Origin of the sequence: Propionivibrio sp., from assembly GCF_049316945.1 — a bacterium.
Lineage (GTDB): Bacteria > Pseudomonadota > Gammaproteobacteria > Burkholderiales > Rhodocyclaceae > Propionivibrio.
Map to the genome: position 1 here is coordinate 43,300 of NZ_JBMOJE010000010.1, position 15,517 is coordinate 58,816.

The window sequence follows — 15,517 nt, forward strand, 5'->3', positions numbered from 1 at the left end:
ATTTATTACCAGGAAATTCACTATGAAAAACTGCCTCAGCACCATAACCCTGCTCGCCGCCTTGACTACGTCAAGTGCGTTTGGCCTCGACGCGATTCGCTACCAATGGGATGGTAAATGGATAGGTGTCAAGAACAGCGCTGCCGGTAGTATGGTTGTAACAGAAAACAGTGGGGTGATTGACATTGCCGGCACTGACACCGGCTCGGAGTATCGGGCGGTGTGCATAGCCAAGCGTGACAACTCCCACACCGCTACCTGTGTGGGCGATGGGGTAAACCATGAAAATGGCAACAACCGCTTTATCTACCGCAGCGAAATACGCGACAACGGAGATGGCACAATTACCGAGACGTGGGAATGTGAGTTTTACCAAACGCTCAGAAAAGGGATTACCGGGTTCATACATTCGAGCAGGATGTCGAGATAGGACAGACGATCTGTGGATTATCAGGTTACGCTGCGCTAACCCAACCTACGGACTGCACGGTGTCGGGCAAACCTCTTTACGCCGTAGGGGTCTTCTCCCGGCGTATTGAGCATGCGCAGCAGCATCGATGCCAGCAGGCCGTAAACGACTGCGGCAACGATTGAGTAACCCATACGCTTTCGGAAAACCAGATCACGGGGATTTCGGCAGTCAGTGAGGCGCTCATTTTCGGATCCCGATGTTGAGGTGGCAGCACGTTCGATGTCGTTTTTCGAAGCGCCCTGAAGCGATAACGGATAGGCTTTTTCCAGCGCCACGCCGCTTTTACGGCGGTGATCCATTTCGGAAATGGAAATCACCCTTAAAAAATCGTCAGCAGGGGCTTTGTCCCTGCACCCCAAAGCCAGACCATCTCTTCGTAGCAACGTTCTTCTCAATCACAGGTAAAGGAGTAGCAAGGACTAAGCTCCCTTCGATTCGCTACGGAAGCATCCTGGCGGGACGGAACCCCGTGAAGTCGCTCCGGGACGACGCGACATACTCGTTGCGGCAGGCTGCGCGGGCGTCCGCTGGATCGTGGTTCCGGGAGCCGCCCCGCAACACGCGCGCCTTGCATTTGTATACAAACCCGAGTCCTCTTGTCAAACCCTTCTCGTAATAACCGTCTTTATAGCAATCCTCTACCCACTCCCATTGCCGCTCATGTCATACAAACCCCAGCCATTGGCCTGCTTACCCGCCACTTTGTGCGTCTTGTAATCACTATTCTTTTCGTACCACGCCACACTATCAATGTTCTCGCCTCCGCAATACGTCGATTGCCGACCCGCTTGACAGGAATATTCCCATTCGGCTTCGCTCGGTAACCGGTACCGCTGGCCAAAAAACAGGTTTTTGCACCACGCTGACATCGGCGCCGAAGAAAATATGCCTGAAAGATATCAGTGGCGATTCAGATGAATGGCCAGCAAGGGTTCGTCCGGTCGCTCGGCGGCCAGCCGCCTCCATTCATCGTCGGCCGACAAGCCCTCGCTTTCCAGCAACGCGGCGTAGAGCACACGTTCGGAAAAAGTGGCGTTGGCAGACGGCGCTTGTTGCAGGATACGCACGGAACGAGCCTCATCGACGATCGAAAACTCTGCAGCAGCCGAGACCTCGCGGCCGTCAGGCAGCGATGAACGCACTTCCCATGAATACCGATGCTGGTGTTGCAGGAGCAGATTGGCCGGCAACTGCCAGACGGGCTCGCTGACCGTCGCCTCGGCCAGCAATACCCCATCGCTCTGATCGACGAGTGTCACTGCATAGCGTGTTGATTGCAGCGGCGCAGACCATTTAAAAACAGGCCGCAGCGTCAACGACTCGGCGTGCACCGGCGCCAGCAGTTGCAGGCCCGGCGGCAGCGCCTTCATCTCGTAGGCCGCTAGCGTGAGCCGCTCGCGCTGCGTTGCAAAAAGCCGTTGCGCGGCATTGACCCGGCGCTCATCGAGGGAACGTCTGTGCAATGTCCCGCCGCCCGTGCGGCGAACCTCCGCAGCCGCCAACTCAAGCCGGGCGGGGCCATTAGCGACATACTCCGCAGCCGGACTGAACAGCGTGATGGTAATCGCCGCCTGGCCATCCAGGCGTATGCTGGCTCCCGCGTCGAGATAGGACAGCAGGTCGAGCCGCTTCTCCTTCCCGCTTTCCCGCAACCAGGCATTCCCCGTCAGATCGGTGACCATTGCCACCGGCTCCGCAGCCTGCACCATTTGGCCAACAAAAAGGAGCGCCAGCATGAGGCCGCTCCCCGAAATAACCCGCGCTGTTTTCATCACGTCTCCCGGTACTCCATAAATATGACTGCAAATCAATCGCCCTGCCAGGCGAATACCCGCTCGGGCGAGCGCCCTTTGATCGGAAAAACGCCAATCTCTTGCAGCGCCGCCGCCCCAGCCGAATTTTCAGCCACTGCGGCCGAGCAGATAATCGGAAACCCGACGTCCCGGCTCAGCCCTTCCAGGCGGGCAGCCAGATTCACGACATCGCCAATGGCCGTGTATTCATGGCGCGAAGCCGAACCGACGTGGCCGATGACCGCCTCGCCGTAGTGCAATCCGATACCGATTTGGATTGGCGCGGCGCCCTCGGCTTCGAGCTGCCGATTCAGATCGTGCAGTTGCAGCAGCATTTCCCGCGCCGCCGCCAGAGCGTTCTGAACTGGGTGATCCAGTTCCTGAGGCGCGCCGAAGAAAGCCATCAGGCCGTCACCGATGAATTTGTCGAGTGTTCCGCCGTGCCCATGTATCGCCAGCGTCATCTGCGTAAAATACCGGTTCAATAGCTCGACAATAGCCTCGGGCGACAGGTGTTCGCTGCGCGTCGTAAAATCCCGAATATCGGCAAACAACACGCACACCTTGTGCCGCTCGCCGCCAAGGCCCGGCCTGATCTCGCCGGAAAGGATGTGCTGCATGATCTGCGGGCTGACATAGCTGCCAAAGGACAGTTTCAGCGCGTGTTTTTCCTGCGCATGAGTCCACCCGTCGAGCGCCATCCTGGCCGCGACGGCAAACAGCGAACAGCCCATGATGTTGGCTATTGGCAAAAAGTTGCCCAAACTGAGCAGCCAGGTCGACAGCACAAGACAGCTAACCACGAAGCCGGCAGCAAGCAGCAGCTTCAACCCGGTGCTGCGCCCGAACCAGAACAGGGCGCTCAAGGCCCCGATCAACACCAGCAGGGGGCGTGGCGCCTCCACGATCAGACCCTGCGACAGCATCGAGCGCAGGCTCTGGGCATGCACCAGCACGCCGGGAACGCGCTGGTTCAAAGGTTCCCAGACAGCGAGTGCGACAGGCACCCTGACCCGATCGCGAAACGGGATGGTGACGCCCAACAGAACCGGTCGCCTGCCGAAGGTTGAAATCAGTTTTTCAAGTTCTCCTCGCTCGAACCAATCGAGCACCTGCAGAAACGGCACATAGCTCAGTTCGCCACCGACGCTGTAATCGATCAGCCCACGCTGCCCGTCGGCCACCCCCAGCCGCTCGGCCATCGAGCCGGACAAGCCCTGCGCGACATCGTCGCCGGTGCAGGCAATGCTTCCAGCCAGTCGGATCACCGCATCGCGATCCGCGCACATGACGGCCGAGGCTAGCGCTTTCACACCGGTCAGGGCCAGATAGGGCGAAAACACCGGGTGTGCCAATCCGTCCTCATCCATGCCTTGCCCGAGCACCACCGGCACCTGCACTGCCTTGACGGCCAGCAGGCCTTGCAGCAGCGACCGATCATAGCCAGGCAGCAAGAACTGGAACGAGCGGTCTGGCAGCACGATATCCAGGCCAAGCACCGAAGGCTTGGCCACGGCCATCGCCTGGAGAAACTTGCCCAGATGCGGGTGCCACAGCGCGAAAGGCTCGCGCAAGGCATTGAAGGCCGCTTCATCGATACCCACCACCAGCACGTCATTTTCCAGAGGACGTGGCAGCAACTTGCGCAACAGCCGGAATTGGGCATCGAGCAGCAGATGGTCGACACGCTCGAACCATGAGAACCCGGCCGATATCGCCGCCAGCACAACGAGCAGCGCCGCCCAGCGCCGCAAGCCGCTGCGTCCGCGTGCCAGGCGCAGCGAGTTTGCCGGCGATTTCAAGACGCAGCTATCCATTAGGCGAGCTGATGAGGTTCAGAGCGGTCAGAGTTGAAAGCCGAAAAGTCTGTCGCGCCCTCCGTCCCGGTGATCCGGCAAGACGGAGGGCGCTTGCTTCACTCATCATGACGGCTCGTGGATGCTTTCGTGCACACCCGTTGCGTCCATGGACGCAACGGCTCCGGCATTGGAAAGCGTACTGGCGGGACGGAACCCCGTGTTGTTGTTCCGGTTCGTCGCGTCGTTCCTGTTGCGGTGGGCTGTGCGGGCGTTCGCTGGTTTGTTGTTCCAGGAGCCGCCCCGCAGCACGCGCGCCTCGGGCGAGCCGTCAGGCTCCCGCGCTGGGTCAAACCACCCGCCGCGAAAGAGGGCATGGCGCAAGCGCCAGGTCTGGGCGTGTTCGGCATGGGCAACCCACGACGACACGCGTTGCTTGATCTTTATTTCATCGGCTGCACCCGCCTGCCAGCGGTCGCGCAAGCCGCGCAAGCGGTTGCGAAAACGCCGCACATTATCTTCCGGCAGCCGGCGCACGCCGTTACCGCATAGCACATACCCGAGAAAACAGGCGTCTTCCACGGTGGCGCTGATAAACGTCTTCTTCGGGTGCAACACAAGGCGGCGACCGTCAAGGTAACGGGCGATCTTTTCGCGCCAGTCGATCAGCATGGCGGGGTCGTCATGGAACAGGGCGAAATCATCCACATAGCGCAGATAAGGCGCACGCAATACCTCTTTGACATAATGGTCGAGACCGTCAAGGTAAATGTTGGCAAACCACTGGCTGGTCAGATTGCCAATGGGCAAGCCGCGCCGCCGGGAATACGGCGTAAACAGATCGTCGCCGGGAAAAAAAAGATTCACCGGCTCCTGAAGATTGGAGCCATCGACGAGTGTATCCATCAGCCTCAGCGTTTTCTCGCAAACAATACGGCGGCGGAAATCGGCCTTGAGAATGTCGTGATCGATGGCCGGGAAATAACGAAAGATGTCGGCGCGCAAGACGTAACGATAGCGGTTCCGGTAGTGCTCATAACGTGCCACGGCGCGGTGTGTGCCATAGCCAACGCGATTGGCGTAGCTGTCGGCGATAAAACCACGCTCGAAAATCGGGGCGATCACTGCACACAGGGCGTGGTGCACCACCCGGTCACGGAATGGCGCGGCGGAAACCCGGCGGGGCTTTGGCTCGCGAACTTCGATCACGGTATAGCCGCCTCCGTGCCAGGTCCCGTCGTTAAGTTGCCGCTCGATGCATAGCAACTCCTTCTCCCGGTTGGCCATAAAGCTCGCTGCACCGGGTTTGCGGCGCTTGCCGCTCAGGGCTCGCTCGGCGGCCTCATGCAATGCCCGGAAGCTGGCAATGCCGGAGAACAAATGGTCATGCTGGCGCGGCACGTTGCGCTTTCAGCCAGCCACCAACCAGACGACCGATCTCATCGATGGCACGGGCGGCAAATTCATAACGCTTCAAATCGAGATAGTGCAAATCCATCGCCATACGAAACAGGAAGCGCAGCTTTTCCAGCCGGAGATTGCAGGCGAGCAACGGGGGGGCCGGATTTTTGGAGTAAGTCGCTTCAATCAGGCTCTCCTGCACGTCCAGCGCGAGGGTTTGCATCCGGTCGCCGAGCAGAAATTTTTGCGAACGGGGAAATTTTTCGACCGCCGGAATCAGCCAGAGCAAGAACTGGTAGGCTTTTTCCAGTGCCACGCCACTTTTACGGCTGTGATCCATTTCTGACATGGAAATCACCCTTAAAAAAATCGTCAGCAGGGGCTTCGCCCCTGCACCCCTACCGCCAAACCTTCTCGCCGTAGCAACGTCCTTCTCCATCCCCGGGTAAAGGAGTAAAGAAGCAAGGACCAAGCTCCCTTCGCTTCGCTACGGAAGCATCCTGGCGGGACGGAACCCCGAGAGGTCGTCCCGGTCCGTCGCGCCGGACCTGTCGCGGCGGGCTGCGCGGGCGTTCGCTGGATCGTAGTACCAGGAGCCGCCCCGCAGCACGCGCGCCTCGCACTTTCCGCTTGCCCACGCACTCCCGTCCTTCGGCGCTCCGTTATAGCTGTCATAGAAACAATCTTCTACCCATTCATACACATTTCCAATCATGTTGTATAAACCAAAATCGTTCGCCAGGTAATGTTTCACTTCAGCAGTATTTACCCGTCCATCCGAACACTCCTTGTTTACAACAAATGCGACGTTCGGAAATTTTTCCGCAAAGGTCTTGTCTCTATGGTTGGCATACTTGCACATCTTCCGGTGATCCTTGTCCTCACCCCAAGGATAAGGGCTGTTGCTCCCAGCCCGGGCAGCATACTCCCATTCAGATTCGCTTAACAACCGGTAGCCCTTCTTTGTCTTCTCTCCTAACCATTTAACGTATGCTTTGGCGTCATTCCAGCTCACACAGACGACCGGGTGCTCGTCGCTTTGCTCAAATCCAGGACTCTTCCAGTTGACGTTTTCTTTTTTCTCCCAGTCACTTCCATCTGCCTTGAGTACATAACAACCGCCTCCCGTCTCAGCCTCCGTCCGATAGCCGCTTGCTCCGATGAAACGACTAAACTCGCCTCGCGTAACTTCCGACTTGCCCACCGCCAGCATACCAATGCTCACCTCATGCTGTGGGCTTTCTCGGTCTGTTGTCGCTTTCGGCACGCCTTCCCGGACCGCCGCCGCTTGCTCTGCCGCTGATGAGCCCATCGTGAATTTTCCAGAAGGGATCACCACCATCTCCGGGCAGTCGGCGCAGTCCTTGAACACTTGGCCCGGCTTGATGGCGGCGCTCGCTGCGGGCTGGAGTACCGGTGCGGTGGCGGCCGCCGCCTCCGACCGGGGATTGGCGGCTGGGGGCTGCAAACCGGCGAGTGAGACGCGTGCCGCCGAGGCATAGCGCCCTTTCGGGTATTCCTGAAGGTAGGCACCATAGGCCGCCGTCGTCGCCGACTTCTGCGCCGCTTCCCACGCCGACTGCTCGATCTCGGCTTCGCTATGACCCCTGGCCGGCGGCGGCGCGGCATTTACCGTGATCGTCGGGTTGATCAGGTAGACGTTCACTTCGAGGTCGCCTTCGCGCGTCGGGTTCTGCTTGCCAGCGGTGTTGTCGCGGACCTGCCTTCTGACGCCGTCGAGTTGCGCCAGCAGGGGCTTGGTTCTGTCCCTGAGGTTTTCAGCCAACGCCCTCGCGTAGGGGCTGTTTGCCGCCGCTCCGTCGTCGGCGGTGTTGTTCTCGGTCGTCGCGTAGGCAACGAGGATGTTGCCGCCATTGACGTTCATGCGCGTCAGCCCCTTGGCCGTGCCTTTGCTGCGCTTGGTGTACGGGCTGTCACGGCAGGCATCGAGAATGAGCAACGCGACGCGCGCGTTGCTGTCCTTGAGTACTTCGACCAGATCGCCCGCAGCGATGCCGTCGCGCCTGACATGCTCTTCCTCGCTGATCCTGGCATCGACCGGGATCAGGTAGTTACCGCCCGGTCCGCGCATGCCGTGCCCCGAGTAATAGACCACAACGGCATCAGCACCCTTGCTCTTGCGACCGATTTCATTGACCAGATCGAAGAGCTGGGCGCGCGTCAGGTCCTTCTTTTCGATCACTTCGTCAAATCCGAGCTCCTGGCGCATAACCCCGGCCAGCAGCGCTACATCGCGCAGCGGATTCTTGAGCGGCGTTTCGCTAGCGTAGTTGGCGTTGCCAATCACAAAAGCAATCCGTTTGGCCGCGTGAACAAGCGGCGCTTGCAGGATCAGCAGGCTGCAAAATACGATTGACAGCACCGTCCTCTTCCTCAACGACCATGAAATTCTTCCAGTGCTGTTCTGCGTTACTTCAGGCATGTCCCAATCTCCGTTTCGTACTGCTTTAGATCAATCCTGGTACTCGACTGCATTGCATCCGCTGGACGCCGCATGGATTGGCGCTCTACCGCATGGCAGGCTGAAGAGCCAATAAACACGCCATTGTTCACGATGCCTCATTGCGAAGCCTTTAATCATGGGGCTTACAGACCATTACCGATTGAAGTCTTCGGGCATTTCTAACCCGCCTGGTGCGGCAAAGCGAAACACAATGCGGACTTTCTGTCAAAAAAAATCGTCAGCAGGGGCTTCGCCCCTGCACCCCAACCGCCAAAACTTCTCTCCGTAGCACCCCTCTTCTCCATCCCCAGGTAAAGGAGTAAAGAAGCAAGGGCTAAGCTTCCGTTTACGGAAGCATCCTGGCGGGACGGAACCCCGTGACGCTGTCCCGGAACGTCGCGACGCTCCTGAGGCGGTGGGCAGCGCGGGCGAGCGCTGGAGCGTTGAAGCAGGAGCCGCCCCGCAGCACGCGCCCGACAAAACATTGACCCGTTGTCCACGCACTGCCGTCGCTTGGTGCGCCGTTGTAGTTGTCGTTCCAGCAGTCCTGCGTCCATTCCCAGACGTTGCCGCTCATGTCGTAGAGGCCCCAGGCGTTGGCCTGCTTGCCGGCGGCCGGATGAGTCCTTTTTCCACTGTTGCTGTTATTCCAGGCGACGCTGTCAACGCTGTCACTGCCACAGTATTCGTTCCTGCCTCCCGCCCGGCAGGCGTATTCCCATTCGGCTTCGCTTGGCAGCCGGTAGGTCTTGCCGGTCTTCTGGTTGAGTTTGCTGATGTAGGCCTGCGCATCGTCCCAACTGACTTGTTCGACCGGGCAGTTGTCGCCACATTGGGCGAAATGGCTCGGGTTGTTGCCCATCAGGGCTTTCCATTGCCCTTGCGTGACTTCGGTCTTGCCCAGCGCGAAGGCTTTCAGGCTGACGTTGTGAACCGGTTGTTCGTCGCTTGCCGTGCCGCCCATCTGGTAGCTGCCGGCCGGGATGGTCAACATCTCGGGGCAGTCGGCGCAGTCCTTGAACACTTTCCCCGGTTTCATTTCGGCGTCGGCCTTGCGCTGCGTTTCCTGCCGGGTGCGCTCGGCGGCGGCTTCCTGTTTTTCACGTTCGGCGCCGTCGCGCTGCGCTTTTTGCTGCGCGGCTTGCGCCAGGGCGACGTAGCTGCCTTTCGGGTAGCTGTTGATATAGCTTGAATAAGCGGCGGCGCTGCCGCTCGATTTGGCTTGCTCCCATGCCGTCTGTTCGGCGCGTTGCGCTTCCGCGGCTTCGTCCGCCCGCTGCGCCTTGCTCCGCTCGTCCAGATTCTTCAGCTCGATGCGCGCCAGTGCTATGTACTTTCCCTTCGGGTATTGCTTGAGGTAGGCGTCGTAGTATTCGCGTGCGCCGCTCGCCTTTACTTCGTTCCAGAACTGCGTTTCAGGGTCGGCGCTGGCCGCAGGCTGCGCCGGCAGGCGTGGCGCGGCAGCGGGAATGACCGCCTCGGGCTTCAGGCTGGCTACTTGCGTGCCTTCCGTCAGATAGACCTTGGCCCGCAGGCCGACATCTTCACGCGGGCGCTGCTTGCCACTGCTCGCCTTTTCAACGGCCAAGGCGGTTTCGTTGAAGACTTCCTTGAGTTCCATCCCCGGTTTGCCCAGATTGTCGGCCAGGTAGCGGGCGTAGAAACCATCGTCGCTGGCGGTGCTGCCCGGTGATGTGGCGTAGGCGACCAGGGTGCCGCTCGGCGCGTTCATTCGTGCCAGACCCTTGCTGGCGCTCTTTGTGCGCACCTGCACCGGGTTGTCGCGGCAAGCGTCGAGGACGACCACGGCGGCGCGCGGCGCGGCATCCTCGATCTGGCGCAGGACGGCGGCGGCCGAGATGGCTTCGATGTCGAGGTCGCTTTCCTTGTCGATCTGCGCGCCAACGGGCAGCAGGTAGTTCTCGCCCCGGCTTTGCATGCCGTGGCCCGAGAAGTAGAAGAAGGCGACATCGGCGCCCTGCGCCTTGTCGCCAAAATCGCGTACGGCACGTTGCAAGGCTTTCTGGCTGAGGTCGACCTGCGCGCTGACTTGAAAGCCGAGGCGGCTCAGGCTCGCTTCAAGCAGCCTGACATCGCGTGGCGGGTTTGCCAGGGGAGGCAACCCATTGCTGTAGGCGGCGTTGCCGATGAGCAGCGCGACGCGCTTTTCGGCGGCTTGGGCAGCGGCGGTGTAGAGCGCCAGCGCCACGATCAGCGCGGCGAAGCAGGGCAATCGATCCAGGACGGGGCGCATGAGATTTGCTTTGGCGTTGGCAGTCGCTCATTGTGAAGGCGCGGCGCTCGGCATGCAAGTCGGTTAACAAGTCTGTTAATAAAAATAAACACACCATCCAGAGAGCCGCAGCCGATAGCGATCTACTGCACCCTACGGGCTTCGCGCAATTCTCCCCTCGCCCACTTGTGGGAGAGGGGTTGGGGGAGAGGGGGATTTCGACCTTGCCACGACGGAGCTGCCCTCTGATGAAACACTAGCCATTCGACTAGGCCACCAAAAACCGGTAGCCAAGTCGCTGGTTATCCACGGCCCTCCCACGAGTGGGAGGGGGGAAACCAGAGCGCGCCCTAGCCGTTGCGAAAAGTAGTTGATATACGCTCAAGGCGATCTTCGAAAGAGGAGCGCCTTTGTTTATGGCCGCCCAGATGCCGGTCTCTTTAGGCCGGGGACGTCAACTGGACACCAGCGGAAGTCTGTCGGCGGTTCTCGATGCGGTTTCCGCCCTGCCCGAACAACTGTTGCATCACCGCCAAGGGCGTAACCACTCACATGTGCTCCTAAATCTTGTATAAGCGATTATAAGTAAGCGTTTAACCATCCAGGTGCTTGACGGAATCCATGCTGTAGTTGATAATGTTCTCATTGACCTAGTTTAATGATAAGCGCTCACATGGAACCTTTTAGAAAGCAAAACAGCTCATACGTAAGCGATAAGCTATTGCCGTTGCCGGTTGCGCGAGCATTGAAGAAGCTTGGGCATGACCTGGCACTGGCTCGTCGGCGCCGCAGATTTACGCAGGCGTCGATGGCAGAGCGCGTGCAGACTTCGGTGGCCACCCTCCGTCGATTGGAGAAGGGCGATTCGCGTATCAGTGTCGGGCTGGTTGCTCAGGCACTTTTCGTGCTGGGTGAGCTGGAAAAAATAAACAGCCTGCTCGATACCGCAAACGATGAAATTGGCCTGTCGCTGATGAACGAGCAGCTGCCTCAGCGCATTCGTAGCAAGGGCGGGAAACCGCCTACTGGAGCGCTGTAAGCATGGCCACCATCCAGCAGACCGTGCAGGTTGCCTTGGGTGAGGCCGCCCTCTCCTTGGGGTCGTTGACCTACGGCAAAGACGGGAAACGTGAATACTCGACATTCGCGTACGGTGAGTCCTGGCTTTCCGATGCAAGCAGGTTCGAGATTTCGCCGGACCTACCTCTCATCGCCGGCCACCAGTTCCGCAAGGCGCCTTCAAAGGAAGACTCCATCTTCCACTTCGCGTTTGCAGACACGGAGCCCGATGGCTGGGGCTGCCGGGTTATTGCGCGCGACCACGCAAAGCGGCGCAAAGCGGCCCAGGCCGCCGGCGAGCCGGTACCGAGCGCTTCTCTCACCGAGATGGATTACCTGCGTGGCGTGGACGATATGAGCCGTATCGGCGCCATCCGACTAATGGATGACCGCGGCCGGTTCCTGCGTACCCTTGAAGATGACGGCCGAGGCACCCCGCCATTGTTGGAGCTCGCGCAAATGATGGCCGCCACACGCGCCGTCGAGATGAACAAGGAAACCGAAGCGGACCTGCGCTACCTGCGCGGCCGGGGAACCTCCCTGGGTGGCATGCGCCCGAAGTGCACCATCGTTGATGAAGATGGCCACCTGGCGATTGGCAAGTTTCCCAGCGTAAAGGATGACCGTAGTGTCACCCGCGGCGAGGTGCTTGCCTTGCACCTGGCTAATGCGGCCGGCATCTCGGTAGCGGGGTCGCGCGTGGTGATGTCAGACGACATCCCGGTCGCGCTCATTCGCCGGTTCGACCGGCTAAATGGCGGTCGCATTCCTTACCTGTCTGCCGGCTCCATGATCCAAGCCTCCCGAGAGGATGACCATGCCTACACGGAGATTGCGGACGCCATCATCGCGAAAAGTATTCAGCCGAACCAGGACCTGGAAGAGCTATGGCGCCGGCTGGCGTTCAACCTGCTGATCACCAATGTCGACGACCACGTGCACAACCACGGTTTCTTGCATGTCGAGCATGGCCAGTGGCGCCTGGCGCCGGCCTTCGACATCAATCCATTCCCGGATAAAGACCAGGAGCTGAAGCTTTGGCTGGATGAGGCCTACGGGCCAGTCGATTCGATTACGGCCATAGTCGACCGCGCCAGTTATTTCAGGCTCGACGCCGCAGCCACCCGCCGGGTGCTGGGCGAGGTGTTCACGGCCGTGCTGGGGTGGCGTCAGGTAGCTACGTTCGCCGAGGTGGGCATGTCGCTCCAGGACCTGGAGGACTTCGCCCCAGCCTTTGAGAATGAACAGATGCGCATTGCGGAAACCCTGCTTCGCTGAAAACTACATCCTACGGGCTTCGCGCAATTCTCCCCTCGCCCACTTGTGGGGTTGGGGGAGAGGGGGAAAACCAGAGCGCGCCGCAGGGCTTTTTGGTTCCCGCTCGACCGGCTCAGGTTGCTGGCAGATCGCCTGTCCATGCGCTTGCGACATTGTAGGGTGCAATAAGCAAAGCGCATTGCACCGGCAGGAAATCCCTTGGGGGCACAAATCGCCGCTGGTGCAATGCGCTACGCTTAGTGCACCCTACGGGCTGGATTGCGATATCAACACATGTGATGGATCGCGAAAATTCAAGCGTACCAATATATTTGTAGGGTGGATAAGCGCAGCGCACCCACCGATAGTATCTCCGAGACTTGGTGGATGCGCTCCGCTTAGTGCACCCTACGGACTTATGCCCAAAAAAAACGCCGACAGGGGTGATGCCCCTGCACCCCGGTAACCCGGCGCTCCGTCGCTTCGTGCTTCTCCATTCAAGGGGTAAAGGGGTAAAGAAGCAAGGTCTAAGCTTCCGTTTACGGAAGCATCCTGGCGGGACGGAACCCCGCGAAGATGTACCGGATCGACGCGCCGTCCCTGTAGCGGAGGGCTGCGCGGGCGTCCGCTGGACCGTTGCTCCAGGAGCCGCCCCGCAGCACGCGCCCGACAGAACATTCTCCCGTCGTCCACGCACTGCCATCACTCGGCGCTCCGGCGTAGCTCTTGTTCCAGCAGTCCTCTGTCCATTCCCAGGCGTTGCCGATCATGTCGTACAGACCAATTGATAAATTTTCACTTACCGTAAAAATACCCCTATTCCCGCTCAGCCCAGCCGAGCAACCGGTCGTCAAACGGATAACGTGCATCGAAAGGATGCGGCAGTCCGGTGCTTTGGGATGCAGCGGATTGAGCAGAAAATTCTATGCGCGCCCATCCACGGCGGGCTTCACGTTCATCAACAGGAAACGCCACGAGGCGAGCCATAGCTCAGTTAAGCGACGGATTGCCGGGAGATTGCTCTGCCATCCCGCCTCCTGCCTGGTCTGGTCAAACCGGATCGGCTACCCACGTCCTGCCCGCTTCAACCACGCCTGCACTGCCCCTTGAATCAAGCTTCGCACGTCTTCGGTGTAGCGCTGCGGCGCGTCGGTATCGGGCGAATCGCAGAGCGGGCGCAGCAGGGCATCGACTTCGAGCTGGGACAGGAAACTTTCGTGTTCGTCCATGACATGTTCCAGCACCACCATGTCGTAGGGCAGCGCTTCGCTGCTGTCCGGTCGGGTGACTTCCTGCAAGGCCTCGATCCAGCCTTGCGCTTGCCCGGCAGGCACCGATTGCCAGACAAGCTCGGCCAGCGCCGCATCCAGCCGCCAGAGATGCAGCCATTCGAGGCCGGCGCGAAGTGCGTGGGTGGCGGTGCCGGTGACAATTGCTTCGGGCAGTTCGATCGGCACACTGGCGGCGGCAGGTTCCGGCCAGGTGTCGGGATGATCCTTCGGCGCCGGCAGGCGGTAGAAGCAGGGGAGCGGCAGGTCGTCCCACAACGCGTCGGCCAGTAGCGCCAGATGCAGCGGGAGTTCGTCACCCGGCAGCACACGCTCGGCGGGAAAGAATGCCGCGTCTTGCGCTTCCCATTCCATGTCCCGGCGTAACGTGGCCGCCCGAGCGAAATTGACTTGGGCCAGGGCGCGGAGTGTGCGGGAAACGGCCGAGTCGGCTGCTCCGTCCAGCGCCATGGCGCGCAGCAACTGGCCGACGCGGGCGGTTTCTAATCGGCTGGGCAGCACCAGCAGGCTGGCGACGGCGCAATCGGTCGGCAGGCCGGAAAGCAGGCGCATCGCCAACGGGCGCGGCCAATGGCGGGCGATGCGGGCCAGATCGAGCGGTACGGTCGGCGGTGTCGCGTAAAGTGCCAGGATGGCGGCAAAGCAGCGTTCCGGCGCGCAGTGCGACGTAGTCATCGGGTGGCCTCGCCTTCCCCTTGATCACGCAGTTGACGGGCATTGGCGAAGGCGTCTTCCGGCCAGTAGCTGTTCAGTCGGCTTAGCAGATGCTCGGGGCTGGTTTCGTCGTTCAGCAGCTCGACGAAATAGGCCGTCAGCGCATCCAGACGGTTGGCAAGCGCGTGCAGCAAGGCTTTTTCGCGTTGCCTGAGATTCGCGCTCACCATTGCCGCCGCTCGATAATTATGGCCCGCCTGGCTGAGCGCATAGTCGAGAAAGGGTTCGGCATAGGGCGAGACGGTGCCGTCGCCAAAATCGATATAACACTCCACCGACCAGATTTGCTCCCCCTCCCGGAAAGCGCGATCAAGGAAGTGGAACAGCGCCGCCAATTCGACGTGACTCGCTCTGGCCGGTACATGAAACGACGGGCTGGGTGTGCTGTGCGGAGGTGGGCGTTCCTTTTCCTGCTGCCAGAGTTCGTCGCTTCGAGCCTGCGCCAGCAAGCGCTCTTCGTCAGTCAATCCAGCAAGCACTGCCCTCGCGTCCCGGCCACGGAATACGGCCAGTGCCGCCTTGCGGATCATGGCAAAACGCGCTGATTCCTCCCGCAACACCTGTTCCCGGTATGGCTTGACGCGCTGACGGAAGTCGCGGGCAGACGGTGGCGAGGCGAGCAAAGCCCGCAGCATGCGCTGGCTGGCAACGTCCTGCAGCGCTTCCAGCAACGGGATGGCAATGACCAGCCCTTCCATTCGCAAGCGGTAGGCGAAGCTCACCCAGTAGGCGGTCTGCTCGCGCGACGAAGCCTGACGAATATCGAAGGGAGCAAATGGCTTGATCGCTGCGATACGTTCCGCCGGCTCCAGCCATATCTGCGCCAGACCATACTTGTTTGCCGGCTCCTGACTGTTGGCGAAGGCGTAACTGCTGAACGGATCGAAGGAAAATGGCACCATGGTGGCCGGGTCATGCACAGGTTAGAATCCGGTCATTGTAGCCTCCTGCATGACTTGACCGGCTTTCCAATAATGACCCTGGGAATGTAAGCACAGTTGGCAAATACTCGATCACCGATTTCATCGGGCCGATGAGC

General features: G+C 60.1%; 13 protein-coding genes and 1 pseudogene. 3 read left to right on the forward strand and 11 right to left on the reverse strand.

Annotated elements, in window-relative coordinates:
* The first annotated feature begins 22 nt into the window (after nucleotides 1–22).
* Nucleotides 23–430 carry a hypothetical protein gene (locus ACOYNV_RS04090; protein ID WP_422898471.1) on the forward strand — a complete coding sequence of 136 codons (408 nt, stop codon included), beginning with the start codon at nucleotides 23–25 and terminating at the stop codon, nucleotides 428–430.
* 35 nt (nucleotides 431–465) lie between these two features.
* On the opposite strand, the gene ACOYNV_RS04095 is transcribed toward ACOYNV_RS04090, so the two are convergent.
* The 8 genes and pseudogenes from ACOYNV_RS04095 to ACOYNV_RS04130 all read right to left on the reverse strand — a co-directional run bounded on the left by ACOYNV_RS04095 (nucleotide 466) and on the right by ACOYNV_RS04130 (nucleotide 10,180).
* Nucleotides 466–789 (reverse strand): hypothetical protein, encoded by a 324-nt coding sequence (locus ACOYNV_RS04095; protein ID WP_422898472.1) that lies wholly within the window; start codon nucleotides 787–789, stop codon nucleotides 466–468.
* A 121-nt stretch (nucleotides 790–910) separates the two neighbouring features.
* Nucleotides 911–1,341, reverse strand: a pseudogene (locus ACOYNV_RS04100) (formylglycine-generating enzyme family protein).
* A 30-nt stretch (nucleotides 1,342–1,371) separates the two neighbouring features.
* Nucleotides 1,372–2,244 (reverse strand): hypothetical protein, encoded by an 873-nt coding sequence (locus tag ACOYNV_RS04105; protein ID WP_422898473.1) that lies wholly within the window; start codon nucleotides 2,242–2,244, stop codon nucleotides 1,372–1,374.
* A gap of 35 nt (nucleotides 2,245–2,279) precedes the next feature.
* A complete protein-coding gene (locus tag ACOYNV_RS04110; RefSeq protein WP_422898474.1) occupies nucleotides 2,280–4,067 on the reverse strand; it encodes an adenylate/guanylate cyclase domain-containing protein in 1,788 nt (595 codons plus the stop codon).
* A gap of 120 nt (nucleotides 4,068–4,187) precedes the next feature.
* Nucleotides 4,188–5,462: a reverse transcriptase domain-containing protein gene (locus ACOYNV_RS04115; protein ID WP_422898475.1), complete on the reverse strand. Its 1,275-nt coding sequence runs from the start codon at nucleotides 5,460–5,462 to the stop codon at nucleotides 4,188–4,190.
* Complete coding sequence (avd, locus tag ACOYNV_RS04120; RefSeq protein ID WP_422898476.1) at nucleotides 5,446–5,811, reverse strand: diversity-generating retroelement protein Avd; 366 nt, start codon at nucleotides 5,809–5,811, stop codon at nucleotides 5,446–5,448. Before avd ends, ACOYNV_RS04115 begins: the two co-directional genes overlap by 17 nt.
* Nucleotides 5,812–5,949: 138 nt before the next feature.
* Nucleotides 5,950–7,905, reverse strand: a complete 1,956-nt coding sequence (locus ACOYNV_RS04125) for an SUMF1/EgtB/PvdO family nonheme iron enzyme (RefSeq protein WP_422898477.1) — start codon at nucleotides 7,903–7,905, stop codon at nucleotides 5,950–5,952.
* A gap of 367 nt (nucleotides 7,906–8,272) precedes the next feature.
* Entirely contained in the window at nucleotides 8,273–10,180 is a 1,908-nt protein-coding gene (locus ACOYNV_RS04130; protein ID WP_422898478.1) for an SUMF1/EgtB/PvdO family nonheme iron enzyme, read from the reverse strand.
* A 700-nt stretch (nucleotides 10,181–10,880) separates the two neighbouring features.
* Here ACOYNV_RS04130 and ACOYNV_RS04135 point away from each other — a divergent pair.
* Nucleotides 10,881–11,198: a helix-turn-helix domain-containing protein gene (locus ACOYNV_RS04135; protein ID WP_422898479.1), complete on the forward strand. Its 318-nt coding sequence runs from the start codon at nucleotides 10,881–10,883 to the stop codon at nucleotides 11,196–11,198.
* A 2-nt stretch (nucleotides 11,199–11,200) separates the two neighbouring features.
* Nucleotides 11,201–12,496, forward strand: a complete 1,296-nt coding sequence (locus ACOYNV_RS04140; protein ID WP_422898480.1) for a type II toxin-antitoxin system HipA family toxin — start codon at nucleotides 11,201–11,203, stop codon at nucleotides 12,494–12,496.
* Nucleotides 12,497–13,014: 518 nt separating this feature from the next.
* Here ACOYNV_RS04140 and ACOYNV_RS04145 read toward each other — a convergent pair.
* From ACOYNV_RS04145 to ACOYNV_RS04155, 3 genes are all read right to left on the reverse strand, one after another.
* On the reverse strand, nucleotides 13,015–13,344 hold the full coding sequence (locus ACOYNV_RS04145; protein ID WP_422898481.1) for a formylglycine-generating enzyme family protein: 330 nt from the start codon (nucleotides 13,342–13,344) through the stop codon (nucleotides 13,015–13,017).
* A gap of 195 nt (nucleotides 13,345–13,539) precedes the next feature.
* The gene (locus ACOYNV_RS04150) at nucleotides 13,540–14,439 is read right to left on the reverse strand and encodes a hypothetical protein (RefSeq protein ID WP_422898482.1); all 900 of its coding nucleotides are present in this window, start codon (nucleotides 14,437–14,439) and stop codon (nucleotides 13,540–13,542) included.
* Nucleotides 14,436–15,380 carry a hypothetical protein gene (locus ACOYNV_RS04155; protein WP_422898483.1) on the reverse strand — a complete coding sequence of 315 codons (945 nt, stop codon included), beginning with the start codon at nucleotides 15,378–15,380 and terminating at the stop codon, nucleotides 14,436–14,438. Before ACOYNV_RS04155 ends, ACOYNV_RS04150 begins: the two co-directional genes overlap by 4 nt.
* Between the last annotated feature and the right edge of the window lie 137 nt (nucleotides 15,381–15,517).

Excerpts from the sequence above, each read along its gene's own strand:
- ACOYNV_RS04155 (WP_422898483.1), bottom strand. The coding sequence starts at position 15,380 with ATGGTGCCATTTTCCTTCGATCCGTTCAGCAGTTACGCCTTCGCCAAC.
- ACOYNV_RS04105 (WP_422898473.1), bottom strand. The coding sequence starts at position 2,244 with ATGAAAACAGCGCGGGTTATTTCGGGGAGCGGCCTCATGCTGGCGCTC.
- ACOYNV_RS04145 (WP_422898481.1), bottom strand. The coding sequence starts at position 13,344 with ATGCACGTTATCCGTTTGACGACCGGTTGCTCGGCTGGGCTGAGCGGG.
- ACOYNV_RS04125 (WP_422898477.1), bottom strand. The coding sequence starts at position 7,905 with ATGCCTGAAGTAACGCAGAACAGCACTGGAAGAATTTCATGGTCGTTG.
- ACOYNV_RS04130 (WP_422898478.1), bottom strand. The coding sequence starts at position 10,180 with ATGCGCCCCGTCCTGGATCGATTGCCCTGCTTCGCCGCGCTGATCGTG.
- avd (WP_422898476.1), bottom strand. The coding sequence starts at position 5,811 with ATGTCAGAAATGGATCACAGCCGTAAAAGTGGCGTGGCACTGGAAAAA.
- ACOYNV_RS04150 (WP_422898482.1), bottom strand. The coding sequence starts at position 14,439 with ATGACTACGTCGCACTGCGCGCCGGAACGCTGCTTTGCCGCCATCCTG.
- ACOYNV_RS04090 (WP_422898471.1), top strand. The coding sequence starts at position 23 with ATGAAAAACTGCCTCAGCACCATAACCCTGCTCGCCGCCTTGACTACG.
- ACOYNV_RS04140 (WP_422898480.1), top strand. The coding sequence starts at position 11,201 with ATGGCCACCATCCAGCAGACCGTGCAGGTTGCCTTGGGTGAGGCCGCC.